General features: G+C 66.0%; 18 protein-coding genes and 1 pseudogene. 15 read left to right on the forward strand and 4 right to left on the reverse strand.

What is annotated here, in order from left to right:
• Window positions 1-52: 52 nt before the first annotated feature.
• A complete protein-coding gene (locus ARTSIC4J27_RS21800) occupies window positions 53-2,092 on the reverse strand; it encodes an acyl-CoA dehydrogenase family protein (RefSeq protein WP_050057311.1) in 2,040 nt (679 codons plus the stop codon).
• 60 nt (window positions 2,093-2,152) lie between these two features.
• Complete coding sequence (locus tag ARTSIC4J27_RS21805) at window positions 2,153-2,455, reverse strand: hypothetical protein (protein WP_050057312.1); 303 nt, start codon at window positions 2,453-2,455, stop codon at window positions 2,153-2,155.
• 229 nt (window positions 2,456-2,684) lie between these two features.
• Between ARTSIC4J27_RS21805 and ARTSIC4J27_RS21810 the strand changes: the two genes are divergently transcribed.
• From ARTSIC4J27_RS21810 to ARTSIC4J27_RS21825, 4 genes and pseudogenes are all read left to right on the forward strand, one after another.
• Window positions 2,685-4,133, forward strand: a complete 1,449-nt coding sequence (locus tag ARTSIC4J27_RS21810; protein ID WP_050057313.1) for a DUF3375 family protein — start codon at window positions 2,685-2,687, stop codon at window positions 4,131-4,133.
• A 2-nt stretch (window positions 4,134-4,135) separates the two neighbouring features.
• Window positions 4,136-4,918: pseudogene (locus tag ARTSIC4J27_RS21815) on the forward strand (DUF4194 domain-containing protein); the annotation flags it as partial.
• 233 nt (window positions 4,919-5,151) lie between these two features.
• Window positions 5,152-8,631, forward strand: coding sequence for an ATP-binding protein (locus ARTSIC4J27_RS21820; protein ID WP_050057315.1), 3,480 nt, complete (start codon window positions 5,152-5,154; stop codon window positions 8,629-8,631).
• 192 nt (window positions 8,632-8,823) lie between these two features.
• Window positions 8,824-9,510, forward strand: a complete 687-nt coding sequence (locus tag ARTSIC4J27_RS21825; RefSeq protein ID WP_050057316.1) for a hypothetical protein — start codon at window positions 8,824-8,826, stop codon at window positions 9,508-9,510.
• Window positions 9,511-9,560: 50 nt separating this feature from the next.
• Here the strand turns inward: ARTSIC4J27_RS21825 and ARTSIC4J27_RS21830 are convergent, their stop codons facing one another.
• On the reverse strand, window positions 9,561-10,055 hold the full coding sequence (locus tag ARTSIC4J27_RS21830) for an FBP domain-containing protein (protein ID WP_050057317.1): 495 nt from the start codon (window positions 10,053-10,055) through the stop codon (window positions 9,561-9,563).
• Window positions 10,056-10,434: 379 nt separating this feature from the next.
• Between ARTSIC4J27_RS21830 and ARTSIC4J27_RS21835 the strand changes: the two genes are divergently transcribed.
• The 6 genes from ARTSIC4J27_RS21835 (at window position 10,435) to ARTSIC4J27_RS21860 (ending at window position 16,628) form a co-directional block, all read left to right on the forward strand.
• On the forward strand, window positions 10,435-11,526 hold the full coding sequence (locus ARTSIC4J27_RS21835) for an iron-siderophore ABC transporter substrate-binding protein (protein ID WP_050057318.1): 1,092 nt from the start codon (window positions 10,435-10,437) through the stop codon (window positions 11,524-11,526).
• A 10-nt stretch (window positions 11,527-11,536) separates the two neighbouring features.
• Window positions 11,537-12,628: a FecCD family ABC transporter permease gene (locus tag ARTSIC4J27_RS21840; RefSeq protein ID WP_050057319.1), complete on the forward strand. Its 1,092-nt coding sequence runs from the start codon at window positions 11,537-11,539 to the stop codon at window positions 12,626-12,628.
• Window positions 12,625-13,737: a FecCD family ABC transporter permease gene (locus ARTSIC4J27_RS21845; protein ID WP_050057320.1), complete on the forward strand. Its 1,113-nt coding sequence runs from the start codon at window positions 12,625-12,627 to the stop codon at window positions 13,735-13,737. The genes ARTSIC4J27_RS21840 and ARTSIC4J27_RS21845 overlap by 4 nt, the downstream gene beginning before the upstream one ends.
• Before the next feature lies 1 nt (window position 13,738).
• A complete protein-coding gene (locus ARTSIC4J27_RS21850) occupies window positions 13,739-14,554 on the forward strand; it encodes an ABC transporter ATP-binding protein (protein WP_050057321.1) in 816 nt (271 codons plus the stop codon).
• Complete coding sequence (locus tag ARTSIC4J27_RS21855; protein ID WP_050057322.1) at window positions 14,551-15,591, forward strand: siderophore-interacting protein; 1,041 nt, start codon at window positions 14,551-14,553, stop codon at window positions 15,589-15,591. Before ARTSIC4J27_RS21850 ends, ARTSIC4J27_RS21855 begins: the two co-directional genes overlap by 4 nt.
• A 191-nt stretch (window positions 15,592-15,782) precedes the next feature.
• Entirely contained in the window at window positions 15,783-16,628 is an 846-nt protein-coding gene (locus tag ARTSIC4J27_RS21860; protein ID WP_050057323.1) for an SGNH/GDSL hydrolase family protein, read from the forward strand.
• A gap of 10 nt (window positions 16,629-16,638) precedes the next feature.
• Here ARTSIC4J27_RS21860 and ARTSIC4J27_RS21865 read toward each other — a convergent pair whose 3' ends face one another.
• Window positions 16,639-16,926: a YciI family protein gene (locus ARTSIC4J27_RS21865; RefSeq protein ID WP_050057324.1), complete on the reverse strand. Its 288-nt coding sequence runs from the start codon at window positions 16,924-16,926 to the stop codon at window positions 16,639-16,641.
• 63 nt (window positions 16,927-16,989) lie between these two features.
• Here ARTSIC4J27_RS21865 and ARTSIC4J27_RS21870 point away from each other — a divergent pair, with 63 nt between their 5' ends.
• From ARTSIC4J27_RS21870 to rpsN, 5 genes are all read left to right on the forward strand, one after another.
• On the forward strand, window positions 16,990-17,478 hold the full coding sequence (locus ARTSIC4J27_RS21870) for a MarR family winged helix-turn-helix transcriptional regulator (RefSeq protein WP_050057325.1): 489 nt from the start codon (window positions 16,990-16,992) through the stop codon (window positions 17,476-17,478).
• A 63-nt stretch (window positions 17,479-17,541) separates the two neighbouring features.
• A complete protein-coding gene (locus tag ARTSIC4J27_RS21875; protein WP_050057326.1) occupies window positions 17,542-18,303 on the forward strand; it encodes an SGNH/GDSL hydrolase family protein in 762 nt (253 codons plus the stop codon).
• 254 nt (window positions 18,304-18,557) lie between these two features.
• Window positions 18,558-18,794, forward strand: a complete 237-nt coding sequence (gene rpmB, locus ARTSIC4J27_RS21880) for a 50S ribosomal protein L28 (RefSeq protein ID WP_003798559.1) — start codon at window positions 18,558-18,560, stop codon at window positions 18,792-18,794.
• Entirely contained in the window at window positions 18,794-18,961 is a 168-nt protein-coding gene (gene rpmG / locus ARTSIC4J27_RS21885) for a 50S ribosomal protein L33 (RefSeq protein WP_013602737.1), read from the forward strand. The genes rpmB and rpmG overlap by 1 nt, the downstream gene beginning before the upstream one ends.
• A gap of 2 nt (window positions 18,962-18,963) precedes the next feature.
• Window positions 18,964-19,269, forward strand: coding sequence for a 30S ribosomal protein S14 (gene rpsN / locus ARTSIC4J27_RS21890; protein WP_009358853.1), 306 nt, complete (start codon window positions 18,964-18,966; stop codon window positions 19,267-19,269).
• The last annotated feature ends 443 nt before the right edge of the window (window positions 19,270-19,712 follow it).

A 19,712-nucleotide genomic window follows, 5' to 3' on the forward strand; every position in this document is an offset into this window, starting at 1 on the left:
ACCATCGGCCCGCAGAGATAGCAAGGATGCTTACTATTCTGTGACCCGTGGATCAGCGGTACTTGCGGTGCAGGTTTTCGCGGTGGGAGGCGCCGGGGGAGGCGTCGGCGATCCACGGCCCGGTGCCTTCGGACTGGTCCAGCACCCCTGCCTCCAGCCAGCTGTAGTCTCCGGCGAGGACCTTGCGGCTGAGCCGGTGGTCGCCGGCGTCCGTGTTCCGCCACAGCTGGTCAAAGTACTCCTCCACCCGCACCCGTGCCTGCTCGCAATACGCCTCGGCAAGCTCGTAGGCGCTCGCGGCTTTTTCGGGGGCGGTGTGGAGCAGCATCTCTGCCCGCGAGCAGCATGCGGCCATGGCGAACAGTTCCGCGCCGATGTCCACCACCCGGCCAAGGAATGCCTGCTTGCGTTCCAGCTTTGCCTGCCAGCGGCCCATGCCGTAGAACGTCTGCCGGGCCAACTTGCGGGACGAGCGCTCCACGAAGCGCAGGTGCTTGGCCAGCCGCCCGAACTCGCCGTACGAGCGCGGGTCCATGCCTGCCCCGGCCACCAGCTTGGGCAGCCAGCGGGCATAAAAGCCGGAAGCGCCGACGGCGGCCTTCGCCTTATCCGACAGGCTCGCGTTCATGGATGCCAGGTCTCCCGCGGCGGCCAGGTGCGCATCCACCGCTTCCCGGGCAATGAGGAGCCGCATAATTTCCGAGGAACCCTCAAAAATCCTGTTGATGCGCAGGTCCCTCAGCTGCTGCTCGGCAGGCACAGCGCGCTCACCCCGGGCGGCCAGTGATTCTGCCGTCTCGAAGCCCCGGCCGCCGCGGATCTGTACCAGTTCGTCGGCGATCCGGCAGCTGATCTCGGTGGCCCAGAGCTTGGCGAGGGCGGCCTCGATCCGGACGTCCTTCTGGCCTGCGTCGGCAAGCTCGGCGGAGAGTTCGAACACGGCGTCCAGGGCGAACGCGGAAGCGGCGATGAAGGCGATCTTCTTGCCCACGGCCTCGTGCTCGCCTACCGGCCGGCCCCATTGCGTCCGGGCGTTGGACCACTCCCGTGCGATCTTCAGGCTCCAGCGGCCGGACGCCACGCAGAGCGCCGGTATGGAAAGCCTGCCCGTGTTCAGGGTGGTGAGGGCGATTTTGAGGCCCTGGCCTTCCCTGCCCAGCCGGTTCGCCGCGGGGACGCGCACCTGGTGGAACCGCGTGACGCCGTTTTCGATGCCGCGCAGGCCCATAAAGGCGTTCCGGTTTTCCACGGTGATGCCCGGCGAGTCCATGTCCACCACAAACGCGCTGATGCCGCCCTTGTGCCTGGTGCCGTCCGCGTCAGTCCGGGCCGGCACCACGGCCATCACCACCACCAATTCGGCAATGACACCGTTGGTGGTCCACAGCTTGACGCCGTCCAGAAGGTACGCCTCGCCGTCGTCCGTCGGCGTTGCTGTGCTGCCCATCCGGGCGGGATCGCTGCCCACGTCCGGTTCGGTAAGGAGGAAGGCGGTGACGGCGCCGGCCGAGCATCGCGGCAGGAACTCCTGCTTCTGCTCCGCGGTACCGAAGACTTTGACGGGTTCGGGCACCCCGATGGACTGGTGTGCGGAAAGCAGGGCGCCGAGGCTTGGGTGGACGCTGCCCAGCAGGGCGAGGGCCCGGCCGTAGTACACCAGTGACAAGCCGAGGCCGCCGTATTCCGCCGGAATCTTCATCCCGAAGACGCCGAGGTCTGCCAGCCCCTTGAGGTATTCATCAGGGATGAGCGCGTCCCGCTCGATGATCCGGCCATCCATGGTGCGCGCGTATTCCGTCAGGCGGGCCATAAAGGCCTCGCCGCGTTCCACGTCCGCCGGGTCCGGAGTGGGCCAGGGGTGGACCAGGCTGAGGTCGAAACTGCCAAGGTAAAGACCTTTGGCGAAGCTGGGACGGTCCCAGCCGGTTTCGCGGGCGGCCTCCGCAACGGCGCGTGCCTCATCCGCCGTGACGCCTGCGCCGATCTTGCCTGCCGGGACCGGGGTTTCTTCGGCGGCGGCATCCGTTGGTGTAGCGCTCAAACCTGCGGGGGCAGGGCTGGTTTGGAAGGGGCTGTCAGTGGCGGAGCTCATGGGTTATCTCCTTGGCCGGATGGCTTCGTAGCCATGGGCTCCGCCGGGTTGGAGAACCCTTTAGCTGTCTCTCAATATTACCCGTGGGTAGGTTCCTGTGCTAGGGGAGGCCTGCCCCTGGAAGTCCCCGCCGGCGTCGATTGCGGCCGCGTGGTGCACCAGCCGGTCCCAGCCGGCGTTGATGCCGTGGACCACGGCCAGCAGCGTCCGGGAAACCACTGTCCAGCTGAGCTTCCCGGCGCCCAGCAGCACCAGCGCCACCAGCCCCGCCGCCAGGACAAAAGCGGCCAGGACAAGACCGAATACGAGCGTTCCAATGAATACCAAGGTGGCGGTTTCCACCGAGCTTAAATCGAACTGCATGAATCCCCCTGCTGCGACGATGCTTGGCCTGAAGTCAGTAGCACGACTGTAGGGGGAGACAGCGTGCCGGGCCAGAGCCCCGACGGGCTCCGGAGGCTCTTGATATGGGATCGAAATACTACGGCGAAGTAGGTCACGGAGCGGTTTCGGGCGCCTGGGTTAACCTTGTAGTTGGCACTTTTCCGTCCGTGCCCCTGCCCCAGCCCTCTAAACAGTCCAAGGAGAGAGTGTGCCCCGCTCCGCCAGGTCATCCGCTGACGCCATCAGCGCCCGGCTCCGGGACCTCGAACTCCTGACCAAGGGACCCGCCTGGGCCCTGACGCGCTCCGCACCCTGGGTGATCGCGGTGCTGCAGGCATCCTTTACCCGCACCCGGCCGCAGCTGCCGCTCGAGGAATTCCATGCCGACGTCGACTCCTTCCTTGAGGAGCTCCGCCGGCAGGAGCCCGGGCTGGGCGGCGGGGCCAACGGAAAGGCCTTCGGCGATGAGTGGACCCGGCGGCAGTTTCTGACCCGGCGGAACCAGTCCGGCCAGATCGTTTATGAGGTCACCGAGCCGGCGGCCCGCGTGCTGGCGTTCCTGGACAGCCTGTCCAGTGAGCGGTCCACGCTTAACGGTTCCCGGCTGGGAACGCTGCTCGGTGACGTGGAGAAGCTCGCCAACGAGACCAACCCGGACCAGAGCGCGCGCCTCGAGGCCCTGGAAGAGGAGATCGAGGAACGCCAGCAGCTGATCCAGGACATCAGTACCGGCGAGTTCGACGGATTGCTCGATGACGACGAGGCCGTGGAGGCTGCCGGAAACATCCTGGACCTCGCCGCCAGCCTGCCTGCTGACTACAAAAAGATGCGTGACCGGATCGAGGAACTGGTGGGCGAGCTGCGCAACCAGATCATCGAGGAGTCACTGACCAAGGGCGCCACCATGGCCCAGGTCCTGGAAGCGGACAAGCGGCTCCGGCAAAGCCCCGAAGGCAGGACCTTCCGTTCCTTCACCGCATTCCTGGAGGACCCGCAGCAGCAGCTGCGGTTCCGCTCGGCCATCGGGGAGGTCCTCAGCCGGCAGTTCGCGGACGACCTTTCGCCGGAGGACCGCGAAACCCTGAAGAACCTGGTGGCCGAACTCCGGCAGCAGCACAGCCAGATCCAACGGATCTACGGCAAGCTCAGCGAAAGCCTCAACACCTACATCCAAAGCGACGACTTCCGCCAGTCAGTCCGGCTCCGGCAGGTATTGCGGGAAGCCGAGCAGGCCATCCGGTCACTTTCGTACGAGCGGGAACGCCCGGCCCTGGTGCGCGGGCCCGTCCTCTTTAACGCGGGCTTTGAGTCGCTGTCCATGGTGAAGCTCTTTGATCCGGACGAGTTCGCGGCTCCGCCCAAACTGGCTGACCCCATCGCCTTCAGCGATTCCGACCGCGTGCGCTCGCCGAGGACCGGCAAGGCCAAGCCCGAGGTGGTGCGGTCGGCCATGGCCGGCGCATCCACCCTTTCGGAGGCGTGGCAGCAGCTGCCGCCGGAGGAGCAGCACATCAACACCATCCGGGCGCTCCTCTCGCACGCCCTGCATGACGGCGCCGCCTTCAACACCCAAGCGGTGGACGCCCTGGACTTCGAACAGATTGACGGCACCACGCGCAGGGCCTACCTGCCGCTGGTCACCCTCCCGAAGGATTGACGATGACTGAAGACACGACGACGGCCGCCCCGGTGGTTGAGCCCGTCGAAACCCGGCAGGATCCCTTTTCGGTAACTCCCCGCGACACCTTCGTGGATGGTGCCGCGCTGTTCCCCGGCGATACGGGCGTCCTCTCCATGAAGGTGCGGCAGGCCCTGGTGAAACTCCTCAAGGGCCCCTACGTGGACGGCGGCCGCGACGAAAAACTGTGGACGGTCCTGCTTGATCACCAGGTCATCCTCCGCAGCCGTCTCTCCGAGCTGTTCCTCACCATGCAGCTGGACCACGAACGGAAGATCGCCGTGCTGCGCCCGGTTGATCCGGACGCCATCGGAGGCAGTGCCCGCTCCAGCATCCTCCGGCAGCAGCGCGCGCTCAGCCGGGTGGAGACCATCGTGCTGTTACGGATGCGCCTGCTCCTGGACCGGCACGTCACCGCCCAGACGGATCCCACCATCACGCGTGAAGAAATCGCCGATCTGGTCACCCACTACCAACCCGCGGGCCAACAGGACGCGCTCCGCGATTCCGACGTGGTCAACCGGGCCATCACCAAGCTCCTGGCCCGCCAACTCCTCCTCCCCACGGGCCTGGACGACGTCTACACCATCTCCAACGCCCTGCCCCTGGCCCTCCCCTTCGAAAACATCGGCGATATCCCCGCCCAAATCGAAGCGCTGGCAGCAGCAACCACCGACCCCACCGGTACCGAAGCGCTGATAGAACTCGACGCCGACCCGGTGGTTGAGCCTGTCGAGACCGAGGACGACGACGCCGATGCCGCCCCCGCCCCTTCGCCGGGCGGCATTCGTCCTGCGGACGATGCGCCCGGCTCCGACAGGCCCGATGCCACTCCCGGGGCGGCATCGGCATCGTCTCCCTTGGGTGCGGAGGTGCCGGGCACGAGCGGTGACACCGGGGACATGCGGCAGCGTGCGTCTAAGCGAGGAACGAGCGAGCACGCCGAGCATGTGTCCGGTGGCGTCGCGAACGGAACCACCACACAGGAGGCAGCCAAGTGAGCATCGCGAGCATGTTGCCGATCGGCGACGTGACGAACCCTGGCCAGATGCGCCTTGCCCTGGTGCAGGTGGTCAACTGGGGCACGTTCCATGGGGCGCACACAATGCACGTGGACCGGAACGGTACGCTGCTGACGGGCAACTCGGGTGTGGGCAAGTCGACGCTGTTCGATGCGATGCTGCGGGTCTTCGATGCCCGGCCGAGGTCCAACGAGGCGGCTGCCCAGCGGTCGGGCGGTGCGGTGGAGGACAAGCGCACCACGTTTACGTACATGCGCGGCAAGGTGGGCGACAAGGCCGTGGGTGAGGGCTCGGCGAGTGCTTTCCAGCGGCCGGGCGCCACGTGGTCTGCCGTCGCACTGACCTTTGATAACGCTGCCGGCACCCGGGTAACCATCTCGGCGCTGTTCGACCTGCCGAAGAACGGTACGGAGTCGAGCGTGGGGCGGTTCTACGTGATCGACCATGCTCCGCTGGATCTCGAAGCGCTGGAAGGCATCGCGGACAAACGGTTCACCAAGGCTGCCCTGGAGACGATCTTCCCGGACGCCCAGGTCTTCGACGTGCACAAGGCCTTCGCAGAGCGCTTCCGCCGGCTGCTGGGCATCAACTCGGACCAGGCCCTGCCGCTCCTGCGGGTCATCCAGGCGGGCAAGGGCCTGGGCGGCAGCGTGAACACGTTCTTCCGGGACCAGGTCCTGGACGCCCCCGCAACCCTTGCCGCGGCCGACGACGTGGTCGAGGAGTTCAGCAACCTGATGTCCATCCGGCAGCGGCTGGAGGACGTCCGGCAGCAGCGCGACCAGCTGGCCCCGGTGCCGGGCCTGAACCGGGAATACGCACAGTCGCTGCTGGACGCGAACCGGCTGCGGGACCTGGCGGGCGAGGAATTCGAGGCCTACAAGCAGAAACTGGCCGTCACGGTCCACCAGAAAACCCTGGCGCGCTTCAAGGAGCTGGCGCAGGCGAAGGCCAAGGAACTCGGCGCCGAGCGAAGCGTCCGGGACGGCTTGGCCAAGGAACTGCGCCAGCTGGAGACGGAATACAACAACCAGGGCGGCAACGCCATCTCCGCCATCGAGCAGTCGCTGGAAAACGCGCGGGTGGGCCTGAAGCTCCGCCAGCAGGTGGAGGAAGCGGCCCGCCAGGCATTGGCCGACGCCGGGCTGCAGCTCGAGTGGACGGAGGCAGGCTGGGAGCAGGCGCATGAGCAGGCTGCCGCCCGGTCCGCGGAGCTCAAGGATGACTCCCAGGCCCTGCAGGAGCTCCGCTTTGAAGCCTTCGACGCCCACGCAACCAGGAAGCGGGAGCTGGCCGCGGCTGAGCAGGAGCTCGTGTCGCTGAAGACGCGCAAATCCCTGCTGCCGCCGTCGAGCATTGAAAACCGCGCGGCCATCGCGGCCGCCACCAGCATTCCGGAGGACCGGATGCCCTTCGCCGGCGAACTGATGGACCTCGCCGAGGGGCAGGAGAAATGGCGCCCCGCCGCCGAGCGCGCCCTCCGGAACCTCGCCACCACCCTGCTGGTTCCCGGCGAGCATTTCGCCGCCGTGACCCGTTACCTGAACGACCACAACGTCCGCGGCGCGCTGCGGGCGGTGGACGTTTCCAAGCCGCTTGCCGGCGGTGCCCTGGCCCTGGAGGACGTGCACGACGGCGACCTGCTGACCAAGCTGGACATCCTCACCACGGGCGTCGCCGCCGAAGCCGGGGCATGGATCCGTGAGCGCATCGCACTGGACTTTGCCTACCCCTGCGTGGAAGATCCGGACGAACTCGCGCGGCTGGACCGCGGCCTGAGCCTGGGCGGCGTGGTGAAGCGCAACCGCCACACCGTGGAGAAGGACGACCGGTTCACCAGCCGGCAGGATTACGTCCTCGGGTTCGACAATGCCGCCAAGCTGGAACTCGTGGCCGGACAGGTGGAGGACCTCCGCCAGGACGTGGCCAAAGCGGCAGAGCTCGCCCAAAGCCGCGAGGATTCGCACCAGGGCATGAGCCGGCAGCTCGATGCGCTGCGCCGGATCGCCGAGGACCACCGCCCCTGGGAACAGGTTTCTGCTGCCGTCGCGGCCGATGAGCTGGCCCGGATCGAGCAGCGGCTGAAGGATGCCCTGGCCGCGCAGGCCGACCTTGAGCCGCTCCGCGCAACCATCGAAGGCGTGCGGCAGAAACACCAGTCCAGCACTGAGGCGGCTGCCGTCCTCCAGAGTGAATACAAGGCGCTGGACCGGCAACTTACCGCTGCCGATACCCTGCTGGAAGCTGCGCGGGAACGCCTCACCCAGGCTCCGCCGTCGGACACCACTGTCACCGCGCTGGAACCGTACTTCGCCGATTTCGGCGACGTCAGCGAGATGCACGAGCTGGACAACCTCGCCAACCGGGTCCGGACCGCGCTCCTGGGCGAGCTGCACACCGCGGAGTCCCGCGGGCAGGCCACCGCCGAGCGGCTTACCCGGATTTTCGAGGGTTTCGTGCGCGAGTGGGGCAGCGCGATTTCTGCTGACCACGGCACCACCATCGGTGCCGCCAGCGAGTTCGAGACGCGCTACCACGCCATCGTCAGCGACGGCCTGCCCGCGCAGGAGGCCGAATTCCGGCAGTTCTTCAACCAGCGCACGCACGAATCCTTCAGCACGCTGCTCCACCTGCTCGACGAGGAACGCCGGTCCATCACCAGCCGCATCCTTCCCCTGAACGGGATCCTGTCCCAGGTCAACTTCCACGAGGGCAGCTACCTGGAGCTGGACATCAAGCAGACCCTGCCGCCCACGGCCAAGCAGTTCAAGGACGCCATCCAGAACGCCCTTAAGGCCCGCCATACCCGGCCGGCCAGGGCAGAAGGCGCCCGGACGGACGGCAGCAGTGGGGCAGGGGATGACGATGCCGAGCTCACCGCCCGCTACAAGTCCCTGGAAACCCTGGTTAAGCGGCTCGGTTCGCAGGCGCCGGAGGACAGGCGCTGGCGGGCCGAGGTGCTGGACGTCCGCGGCCACCTGCTTATCCAGTGCAAAGAACACCGCGAGGTGGCCGGGCCGTCCTCGGGCAAAAAGGGCGGCGCCAAAAAGACCGAAGTCTTTATGCACGCGGACACCGGATCCATGTCCGGCGGCGAGCGCCAGCGCTTCACGGCCTTCATCATGGCCGCCGCGCTGAGTTACCAACTGGGCATCGCCGAGCAGGGCTTCACCACGTACGGCACGGTGATGATGGACGAGGCCTTTGTGCTGGCGTCGGAGGAGTTCGCCGGCGCCGGGATCAAGGCGCTGCACGAGTTCGGGTTCCAGCTGCTGCTGGCCGCCCCGGAGAACGTGATTGACCTGTCCCGGCACCTGGGCTCAGTGACCGAGATCCTCCGCGACAGGCGCACCAACCGCTCTGGAGTTCTGACCGCACCCGTTATCAAGCGGCGCGCGGGCGAAGAGGGAACCTGGCGCTCGGAAGCGAACCCGGTGGACATCATTTTGCGCTAGGCCCTTCCGGGATGGGGTTTATAACAAATCGATGGATATATTGCCCGGAGGCTGTTGGGGAGTGCTGTCCTGGTGCCATGCTGGTCGGCATCAATCACTCGCCTTCATCCTCCTGACGGGTACTTGTGGAACGCTGGGTCCCGCGTCTGACGCCCATGGAGTGTGACGGCCTTCGCTTGAAAGGCACCACACATGCGCCCAGCACATCGCGCCACCACCTTCATGGCGCTCACCGCGATCGCGGCCCTCATCCTCACGGGCTGCGCGGAGGGCCCTGCCGCGGACGGAAGTTCCTCCAGTGGCACTGCCGCCCAAACGGCGGCTGCCGCAAGCCCGCCGGCATCAATCGTTCCCGTCGCCACCTCTTCGCCCGCTCCTGCCGGGCCGGTGACCTTCACGTTCCCGGATGGCCGCCTGTCCTTTGCTCACCCGGAAGGGTGGCGTGTGGAGCATGAACAGGTTTCGGCGTCCCCTGCCGTGGAAACCGCGACGGTCTACGATGCCGGCGGCAAGGAACAGGTCGCCATCTACTACAGCGAGATCGGTGACGCCACGGCCGGCAATGTCTCCAGGTTCATCCTGGAGACGGACCCGGTGCCAGGATTGATCGGTGCTGCGGTTCCCACGCCCAGTTCGTCGTTCTTTGTTGACCACGCTTTTGGCACTGCTACATACCACATGGGACTAACCCCGGGATCGCCGGTCTCGCCGGACGGGCAGGTGCAATACGGGCTCGTGATGCTCGGCAACCGCATTCTGACCGCAGACGTGCTTTTCGACGGTCGGCAGTTCGCGAACGACGAGGCAGCCAAGGAGTGGTACTGGGGTGATGAAGGCCGCTCCCTGAAAGCGTTGCTGATGAGCTTCACTTACCGCTGATCACCATGCAAGAGGAACCCTCCCGTGCGGGGGAGGGTTCCTCTTTGTTGTTATGTGGCCTGCACCCGCGACAGGAACTGGGCCGTGCGTTCCTTCAGTCCGTCAATCTGGCGAAGGACGACGTCGGCCGGGTCGGGATTGATCTCATTGGCCGGCGGTTCCTTGCGGACATTGCCGCAGCACAGGAAGTCGGCGCAGATCAGTGTTCCGACGGTATTGCCATTGCGGCCGGACTGCCCGGCGCGCCTGGCCACCCAGAGGAGTACGTCCTCTTTAGAGAAGACGTCGCGGCATAGTTCGCACAGGACGGAGCGGTTTTTCCGGGCGCCGCCTTCGGGGGCGCGAAGCATGATGCCCGTAAGCCCCTTGGGTTCCGGTACTACCAGGTAGCCGCGGAGTGGCATCTTCTCGTCCCGCCACCCAAGGAAGTCGAGGCTGTCCCAGTCGAGCGAGTCGAAATCCTTGGGCAGGGTGAGCTTGGCCGCTTCCGAGCGGCTGGCGTTAACGAAGGATGAGCGGATTTGTTGAGGCGTGATGGATTGCATGGCTGAGCTTTCGAAAAGATAGGAGCCCCGGGAATGCGGGGAATGGGTGTAAAGGGTCAGCAGGTCTCCGCGGAGCAGGCCAAAGCGGCCACCCCGCTTTCCATGGCAGCGATGGCCGGGCCGGCCGTCTGCGTGCGCATCGTTCCTGGTGTCCTATCTCGAAAGCTCGGGCTTATATGCAGCAATTGGGATGCACTGGCCGGTGCCCGCCAACCGGCAGTGCCATCCTGCCAAAAGCCGCGGGCGGTGTCCAAGGAGCAGGGGGATTGGCAAAGTGTGTCCTTCGTCACGAGGAGGAATAAGTGACGTAAACGTTGCGTAATGGCCGCGAGGGTAGGCTAGCCTTACTTAAGTTCGCTTCAGACACTTAAGGAGTTTCGTGACTTCCCCCCTCTTCCCCGGGCCCAGTGCCACCCGCCGCACGCTGTTCAAGTCAGCCGGCAAGGCGACGGCCGTTCTGGCCGCAGCGGCGCTCACCCTCTCTGCCTGCTCCACAGGTCCCGCAACCTCCACCGCGGACTCAACACCCTCCAGCTCCAGCAGCGCCCAGTTCCCCGTGACCATCGAGCACGCCTACGGCAAGACGATCATCGAGAAGCAGCCCACCCGCGTGGCCACTGTTTCCTGGGTCAACGACGACGTCTCCATTGCCCTCGGCGTTGTTCCAGTGGGTGTCCCCAAGAACGAATGGGGCGGCAACGACCAGGGCTCCACCCCCTGGAAGGACGCAGCACTCGAGGAGCTCGGCGCCGGCTTCGGTACCGACAAGGCCCCGGTCCAGTACTCCGAAGCTGACGGCATCAACTTCACCGAGATCGCCAAGCTCACCCCGGACGTCATCCTCGCCGCCTACTCCGGCCTCACCGAAGAGGACTACAAGAAGCTCAGCGAGATCGCCCCCGTCGTGGCCCACCCTGAGCTGGCCTACGGGACTTCATGGCAGGACGCCACCACCATCATCGGCAAGGCACTCGGCAAGGACGCCGAAGCAGCCAAGCTGGTCTCCGACACCGAGGCCACCGTGAAGGAGGAAGCCGCCAAGTACCCGCAGATCACCGGCAAGACCTTCATCTACGGCTACGCCCTTCCCTCGGACCCCACCCAGACGGGCATCTACACGGCCAATGACAACCGGCCCAAGTTCCTGTCCGCCATCGGAATGAAGCTCGCGCCGGTCGCAGAGCAGGCCTCCGCAGGCTCCAAGGAATTCTTCGTCCCCTGGTCGGCCGAGAAGGCCAACGAGCTGGAGTCGGACATCTTCCTCAGCTCCGTCGAGGACGCCAGCGAAGCGGACGCCATCAAGAACGATCCACTGCTCGGCCAGATCCCGGCCGTCAAGAACGGCGCCTTCGTCGCAGACGCGAACAAGAGCCTGGTCCTGGCAATCTCCGCATCCTCCCCGCTGAGCCTGCCCTGGGCGCTGGACACGTTCCTGCCTGAGCTGGCCACTGCTGCGGACGCAGTGAAGTAGCAGCAGTTCAGTGACACAGAGTACGACGACGGCGGCCCGCCAGACGCGGATTCCCGGCACTTCCGTGCCGGGAGGGGGAGCACGTGCCCTGTTCCGCGGTGGCGCTTCCAGTGGAAAGCGGGCGGCATGGCTGCTGGCCGCCGTCGTTGTGCTCGCCCTCCTGGCCGGGGCTTCCCTGGCCACCGGAGCCCGGGGCCTTCCCCTGGAGACGGTGTGGCAGGCCCTCACCGCCTTCGATCCCGCCAACGGCGACCACGCCGTCGTCCACGCGCGCATCCCGCGCACCGTCCTGGGCCTGCTGGCCGGCGCGGCACTCGGCCTGGCAGGCGCCGCCATGCAGGGTGTGGCCCGGAACCCCCTGGCCGATCCGGGCATCATGGGTGTTAACGCTGGCGCCGCCCTCGCCGTAGTGACGGGCATCTACGTTTTCGGCGTCGGCTCACTGTCCGGTTACATCTGGTTTGCCTTCCTCGGCGCCGCAGCTGCCGCCGTCGTGGTTTACCTCATCGCGTCAATGGGCAGGGACGGCGCCACTCCCGTGAAACTCGCCCTGGCAGGGGCAGCGCTGAACGCAGGGCTGTACTCCCTGATGAACGTCATCCTGGTCTCGAGCCAGGACACCCTGGACCGGTTCCGCTTCTGGCAGGTGGGCGGGATCGCCGGGCGCGACTGGTCCGTGCTGCTGTCCGGACTCCCGTTCCTGGCCGCCGGAGCACTCATTGTGCTGCTGACCGGGCGGATCCTCAACAGCCTGGCCCTGGGTGATGACATCGCCCGCGGCCTCGGCCAGCGCGTGGGACTGGTCCGTGCCATCACAGCCCTCGGCATCGTGCTGCTCTGCGGCTCGGCCACCGCCCTTGCCGGGCCCATTGCCTTTGTGGGCCTGATCATTCCGCATGCCGTCCGGTTCCTCACCGGGCCCGACTACCGCTGGATCCTGCCCTTCTCCATGGTCCTGGCTCCGGTGCTGCTCCTGGGCGGGGACATCATCGGCCGCGTGGTGCTGCTCCCCGGCGAGGTGCCGGCCGGCATCATGACCGCGCTGGTCGGCGCACCCGTGTTCGTCTGGCTCATCCGCCGCGGAAAGGGGGCCGGACTGTGACCCTTGCGAAATCCCCCGTTGACCTATCACTTAACGCTGCCAAAACAGGGCCCAGGGGACCAAAACTGATAGGGCAACGCCGGGGCGGGCGGCTCCTGAACCGGACCGCCATCCTGGCAGCCGCCGTCGTGGTCCTCTTTGCAGCGTCCATCCTGCTGGGCAGCTACACCGTGACCATTCCGGACTTCTTCAAGATCCTCTTCGCGCATCTGACCGGCGGTGAGAAGATCCCCGGCGCCAGCTTTATCGTGATGGAAAACAAGCTGCCCCGTGCGGTGATCGGCACCATGATCGGCCTCGCGTTTGGCCTGGCCGGCGCGCTCTTCCAGACCATGCTCCGCAACCCGCTGGCCAGCCCGGACGTCATCGGCATCAGCTACGGCGCCAGCGCAGCCGCAGTGATGGCCATCGTAGTGTTCGGCGCCTCCGGTGCCGTGGTCTCTGGAGCTGCCCTCGGCGGCGCACTCGTCGTCGCGGCCATCATTTACGCCATTTCCAGCGGCGGCCTCCGCGGGACAAGCCGCGGCGATGCTGCCGGAAACAGGCTCATCCTCGCCGGCGTGGGAATCGCGGCCGCACTGCAGGCGGTGGTCAACTTCCTGATGACCCGCGCCGATATCCGGACCGCGGCCGACGCCCTGGTCTGGCTCAACGGATCGCTGAACTCGGCTAACTGGGACCGTGCGGGCATCCTGGCCGTGTCACTCGCTGTCCTCATCCCGGCGGCGGCCGCCGTTTCGGGCCCCCTGCGCATCCTGGAGCTCGGCCCCGACGCCGCCGCCGGTCTGGGCATCAAAGTAAACGCCACCCGGCTCGCGCTGGTGGTCATAGCCGTCGCGCTGGCGGCAGTGGCGACGGCGGCGGCCGGGCCCGTCTCGTTCGTCGCCTTCCTGTCCGGGCCCATCGCGCGGCGCTTCACCGGAAAAGCCAGCCTCCCGGCGTCGGCCCTGGTGGGAGCCCTCATTGTCCTCGCTGCCGATTACGCCGCCGCCAACCTCGCCCCCCTGCTGCTGGACGGCACCGTTTTGCCGGTCGGTGTGATCACCGGTGCGCTCGGTGCCCCGTTCCTGCTGTGGCTCCTGGTCACGGCCAACCGAAAGGACGCCTGACGTGGCTGTACTCAACGCCAAGGACCTGACGCTGAAATACGATCAGCGCTGCGTGGTGGACGGACTTACTGCCGAAATCCCCGAAGGCAAGATGACCATGATCGTGGGCGCCAACGCCTGCGGAAAGTCCACCCTCCTGCGCGGCCTGTCCCGGCTCCTCAAACCGGCGTCCGGTGCTGTGACCCTGGACGGCAAGGACATCCATTCCCGCCCTGCCCGCGAACTTGCCCGCACCCTCGGCCTGCTCCCGCAGCACCCCACCGCGCCGGACGGCATCAAAGTCCGCGACCTCGTGGGCCGCGGGCGGTACCCGCACCAGGGCCTCTTCCGCAGCTGGAGCGAAAATGACGACGCCGCTGTGCAGCGCGCGCTGGAAGCCACCGAAACGCTGGCCCTCGCCGAGCGGAACGTGGACGAACTTTCCGGCGGGCAGCGCCAACGGGTGTGGATCGCCATGGCACTTGCCCAGGAAACGGAGGTGCTGCTCCTCGACGAGCCCACCACCTACCTCGACCTCGCCCACCAGGTGGAAGTCCTGGACCTGGTCACGGACCTGAACCGCCAGCGCGGCACCACCGTGGCCATCGTCCTGCACGACCTGAACCTCGCAGCCCGCTACGCCGACCACGTGATCGCCATGAAGGGCGGCGCCGTGGTGGCGGTCGGTAAGCCGCAGGACGTGGTGACGGAGGAGCTGGTCCGCACTGTCTTCGGCCTCGAATCCCGCGTCATCCCGGACCCCGTGTCCGGTACCCCCTTAATCATTCCCATCGGCCGACACCACGTCCCTGCCAACGAACTGGAGCTCGTTTCATGAAAACCCGCGATATCGCCGCCACCGAGCCCATGACCCTGGCCTTCGAGGTCACGGTCTCCTCCGTGCAGGAACTGAGCCCCAACTTCCGGCGGATCACCTTCGGCGGGTACTCGCTGCGGGACTTCGGCGTCCACGGCGACACCCTTGACCTCCGGATCAAGCTGATGATCCCGTCGCTCGCTGCTGACGGCACGCCGCTTCCCCTGCCGGTCTTCGAGATGGCCGAAGCGGGCTGGTACCGCGAATGGCTGGCCATGGACCCGGCAGTGCGCGGCTCCATGCGCACGTACACGGTCCGGCAGGCCCGCCTCGACGCCGTGTACCCCGAGATCGACGTGGACTTCGTGATGCACTTCGATGACCACGGTAACGGGGGACCCGCCGCTAACTGGGCCCTCAATGCCAAGCCGGGCGACGCGATCACCATCATCGGACCCAACAACCGCGCGGCGCACTGCGTCACGGCCGAAATCTACTCCGGCATTGAATGGCGCCCCGGACTGGCGCAGCGCATCCTGCTCGCCGGCGACGAGACCGCCATCCCGGCCATCTCCGCCATCCTGGCAAGCCTGCCCGAATACATGACCGGCCACGCCTTCCTGGAAGTCCCCGAAGCCGGCGACTTCCTCGAACTGGCCTCACCCGCCGACGTCGAAATCACCTGGCTCGCGCGCGGCGCCTCCATTGGGCGGTCCCGCCCGCACGGCGAACTGCTCCAGGAAGCCGTGCGCAAGGCAGTGCCGGTGCCCGGCTGGGTTGGCATCAAAGCGGCCGACGGCGGCGCGGGGCCCGAGCCCGAGGACGTCAACGTGGACGAGGACATCCTCTGGGAGACCCCCGCACGGATGGAAACCGCCGAAATCCAAGCCACCAAAAACCCGGACATGCCCGCCGGTGCCATGCCCTTCTACGCCTGGATCGCGGGCGAAGCCGGGGTCATCAAGGACATGCGGCGTTACCTCGTGCGCGACGTCGGGATTGACCGGAAGCAGGTGGCCTTCATGGGCTACTGGCGCCAGGGCAAAGCCGAAGGCTAAGCCTCAGATCCTGCGGCCTAATTCCCCACGCTCTATCAGTTAATGTTGCTTTTTCTGAAACGCTCTCTCACTTCTGGCCGCTTAATCTCCAACGCCAGCTCACTTTTGGTCGCTTAAACTCAGGCGCTCTTGCACTTGCTGTTCATCCCGGCGTCGTTCCGGCTTTTCCTTGGGCCGCTACTTTTGGGTGCGTGGCGCCTGAACCTTTGCTTCCTGAGTCCGGGCGGCGGGTGTTTGTTGCCCTGGGGGACTCATTCACTGAAGGTGTGGGGGACCGGGACGAGCGGTTGCCCAACGGAGTCCGCGGCTGGGCCGACAGGGTTGCCGAGAAGCTGGCGAAGGCGCAACCAGGATGGCGCTATGCCAACCTGGCGATCAGGAGCAAACGGCTCCGGCATGTCATCGGTGAGCAACTGGAACCGGCATTGCGCATGCGGCCCACCCTCGTCACGCTCTATGCCGGCGGCAACGACATCCTGGACATGAAGACAGACATGGCCGCGCTCATGGCCGACTACGAGAAGCTCGTCGCACGGCTCGCCGGAACAGGCGCCACGGTGGTCCTCTTCACCGGCTTTGACGTCAAGGTTTCAGCCCTGCTCGAGCCGCTGAAGAAGCGCAACACCTTCTACAACGAGCGGGTCCGGGCTATCGCCGGAAAGTACGGTGCCGTCCTCGTTGATTACTGGTGCCTGGATGCCTTCCATGACCGCCGGATGTGGGACTCGGACCGCCTGCACATGTCCAAAGCGGGGCACAAGTACCTGGCGGGGCAGGTGTTGGACCAACTCGGTGTCCCACACAGGATCAGGCCCAAGGATTGGGACCCGCCGGCCAGGCTCGGGCTGCGGGAGTGGGAACGCCGGCAGCGTCGCTGGGTCCACGACTGGGTCCTGCCGTTGTTCGGACGCAAACTGCGGGGCATCACGCTGGGTGATGCACTCACCCCGCGCTGGCCCGAACCGGTCAAGGTGCCGCGCAAAGGCGGCCTGAAGAAGCTGGCACGGAACCCGGCGAAGGCCCGGCAGGAGTTTTAGCTGTCCAGCCCTAGCTGTCCAGCAGGTTCTCAAAACCGGGAGCCACCCGGCCGGCGTGGAACTCCACTACTTCGAAGTCAGCAACGCCGTTGGTGTAAAACGGGTCCTGGGCCAGGCTGGCGTCGAGGGTGGCACGGTCGGCCCGGGAGAGCAGCAGGCCGCCGGTCCGCGGTACCTTGCGCCCGGCGGCGATGAACACGCCGTCGTCGAAGGCCTTCTGCAGCCAGGCGATGTGCGCATCGTTGTGGAAGTCCACGATGTCCTGGGGAACCCGGTAGCTCAGTGAGACAACATACATGGGCCCAGCCTACCGGCCCAGCCTGTCCCTACTTGAAGGATCAACCCACCGTAGAATGGACCCATGACCGAACCCCGCTGGCTCACCGCCGACGAACGCCGTGCCTGGCTGGCCCTGGTAAGTATCAACACGCTGCTGCCCGCGGCCCTCGATACCAAGCTCCACGCAGCGGGGAAACTGTCCCTTTTCGACTACACAGTCCTGGCCATGCTCTCCGAGGCGGAGGAGCGTTTCCTGCCGATGAGCGAGTTGGCCGCCCGCAGCAGTGCTTCCCTGTCGCGGCTTTCGCATGTGGTGACCAAGCTGCAGAAACGGGGGTGGGTGGAACGCCGGCCGCACCCGCACGATGCCCGCGTGACAACAGCACACCTCACTGAGGAAGGCATGGCTACCATCGTGGGACTCGCGCCCGGGCACGTTGAAACGGTGCGGGATTTGTTCCTTGACGCCCTCACCGAGCAGGACGTCCAGGATCTGGCGCGGATCGGCGAGAAGGTAGTGGGCCGGCTGGACTCGGACCACTGGATCTTGCGGGAGACCCCAGGCGCGTAGCCTGCCAACCAGGGAACCCTGGGGAACTTGGTTGCCCCCAGCAACGGGTGGCAAACTGGCCAGATGGATTTCACAACCCGGTTCGTTGCCCTTGGTGACTCCTTCACCGAAGGCGTGGGCGACGACGATCCCACCCGCCCCAACGGCGTCCGCGGCTGGGCAGACCGCGTAGCTGAGCAACTCGGCGCCCCGGATCCGGGCTTCGGGTATGCCAACCTCGCCATCCGCGGCAGGAAGCTCCGCCAGATCCTCGCTGAGCAGGTGGACGCCGCCGTCGAGCTCAAGCCCACGCTCGTGAGCATTTACGCCGGAGCCAACGACATCCTCCGGCCCCGGATCGACATTGACGACCTTCTGGTGGAGTACGACGACGCCGTCGCCAAACTGCGCGCCACCGGTGCCACAGTGCTGATGTTTACCGGCTTCGATGCCCGCGGCTCGAAGGTGTTCAGCACCATGCGGGGGCGGACCGCCATCTACAACGAACTGGTGCGCGGCATCGCCGGAGACCATGGCGCCCTGCTGGTGGATTACTGGCGCTTCAGCGAGTACTACGACTGGGGCATGTGGGCGCAGGACCGCATGCACATGTCCGCTGCCGGCCACGCGAACATGGCCAGGCGCGTGCTGGACGTACTGGAACACGACCACTCCATCGACGTCCCGCCCATGACCCCTGTTCCCGAGCTGAGCGGACTCGACGCCATCCGCGCGAACGCCCGCTGGTTCCGTGAGTACGCCGGTCCGTGGGTTGTCCGGCGCGTCACCGGAAAGTCCTCCGGAGACGGCCTGCAGCCGAGGTATCCGCAGCTGACCCGCCTCTAACGGAAGCGGCCGCTTATACACCCTCAGGCGCCGGATTGGTCTTTAATTGCGTGAACTCGTAGACTTGGTAGGCGCTAAGTGCGCGGAGCGTGCGCAATTGCTCCGGTTGCCCGGTAATTTCTCCAGGGCGGCCGGTAGTTAGGGGCTCAAGTTGCGTGACTAACCGTTGCCCTTCTTCACTTTTGGGTCGCCCTTAGCAGCATGGTCCAGCAGCAGATATGCGGATCATTACTTTCAATTCTTGAGGAGAAGTCATGGCAGCACACTGCCAAGTGACCGGGGCCGAGCCGGGCTTTGGGCACAGCATTTCGCACTCGCACCGCCGCAACAAGCGTCGGTTCGATCCGAACATTCAGAAGAAGCGCTACTGGGTTCCGTCCCTGCGCCGTAATGTCACGCTGCAGGTATCTGCAAAGGGCATCAAGACCATCGACGTACGCGGCATCGACGTTGTCGTCGCCGACATTCTCGCTCGTGGGGTGAAGCTCTAGTGGCTAAGGACAAGGACGTACGTCCGATCATCAAGCTCAAGTCGACCGCGGGCACGGGTTACACCTATGTAACCCGCAAGAACCGTCGTAACGACCCGGACCGCATGGTTCTGAAGAAGTACGACCCCAAGATCCGCCAGCACGTCGAATTCCGAGAGGAGCGCTAAACATGGCTAAGAAGTCCAAGATTGCTCGCAACGAGCAGCGCAAGGTCATCGTTGAGCGTTACGCTGCAAAGCGCCTCGAGCTGAAGAAGACCCTGGTTGACGAAAACGCAACCGACGAAGCACGCGAAGCAGCCCGCCTGGGCCTGCAGAAGTTGCCCCGCAACGCGTCCCCGATCCGTCTGCGTAACCGCGACATCATCGACGGCCGCCCCCGCGGTACCTTCCAGAAGTTCGGTATCTCCCGCGTCCGCTTCCGCGACATGGCACACAAGGGCGAACTCCCGGGCATCACCAAGTCTTCCTGGTAATCCAGCCCCGCTGATACCAGCTGCTTGAGAAGGGCCGGCAACCTCACGGTTGCCGGCCCTTCTGCCGTTTAGCCACCGGGCGTCGCGGCTTCCCCACCAACCCGCTGATTGGGCCTGGCGGAATCCGGACAGTGGTGCAGCACACAGGGAAGAAGCACGACGGCGGATGGCTGCTGGAGTGCCGTAGTCCGGCTTTTGGCGCTGAATCCCGGGCCCCAGGGCCCCTTCGGGAGGGGATTTGCGGTGGCGCCTGTGGAGGTGTATTGTTTTCTAAGTCGCCGCGAGGGAGACAGCGAAGAGCTGGTTACCGCGGGCGGCCAAAACCCCCAAATAAAGACCAAATCTGGCAGGGCCTTTGTGGACCGCAGAAGAGGTGGGGACGACCTTCCCGCCGATGAAAATCCTGGAACACGGATTTGCATCGGAGCGGCGGGTCGGGTAAG

Source organism: Pseudarthrobacter siccitolerans, assembly GCF_001046895.1.
GTDB lineage: Bacteria > Actinomycetota > Actinomycetes > Actinomycetales > Micrococcaceae > Arthrobacter > Arthrobacter siccitolerans.

Excerpts from the sequence above, each read along its gene's own strand:
- ARTSIC4J27_RS21865 (WP_050057324.1), bottom strand. The coding sequence starts at position 16,926 with ATGTATGTTGTCTCACTGAGCTACCGGGTTCCCCAGGACATCGTGGAC.
- ARTSIC4J27_RS21870 (WP_050057325.1), top strand. The coding sequence starts at position 16,990 with ATGACCGAACCCCGCTGGCTCACCGCCGACGAACGCCGTGCCTGGCTG.
- ARTSIC4J27_RS21805 (WP_050057312.1), bottom strand. The coding sequence starts at position 2,455 with ATGCAGTTCGATTTAAGCTCGGTGGAAACCGCCACCTTGGTATTCATT.
- ARTSIC4J27_RS21800 (WP_050057311.1), bottom strand. The coding sequence starts at position 2,092 with ATGAGCTCCGCCACTGACAGCCCCTTCCAAACCAGCCCTGCCCCCGCA.
- ARTSIC4J27_RS21825 (WP_050057316.1), top strand. The coding sequence starts at position 8,824 with ATGCGCCCAGCACATCGCGCCACCACCTTCATGGCGCTCACCGCGATC.
- rpmB (WP_003798559.1), top strand. The coding sequence starts at position 18,558 with ATGGCAGCACACTGCCAAGTGACCGGGGCCGAGCCGGGCTTTGGGCAC.
- ARTSIC4J27_RS21855 (WP_050057322.1), top strand. The coding sequence starts at position 14,551 with ATGAAAACCCGCGATATCGCCGCCACCGAGCCCATGACCCTGGCCTTC.
- rpsN (WP_009358853.1), top strand. The coding sequence starts at position 18,964 with ATGGCTAAGAAGTCCAAGATTGCTCGCAACGAGCAGCGCAAGGTCATC.
- ARTSIC4J27_RS21830 (WP_050057317.1), bottom strand. The coding sequence starts at position 10,055 with ATGCAATCCATCACGCCTCAACAAATCCGCTCATCCTTCGTTAACGCC.
- ARTSIC4J27_RS21875 (WP_050057326.1), top strand. The coding sequence starts at position 17,542 with ATGGATTTCACAACCCGGTTCGTTGCCCTTGGTGACTCCTTCACCGAA.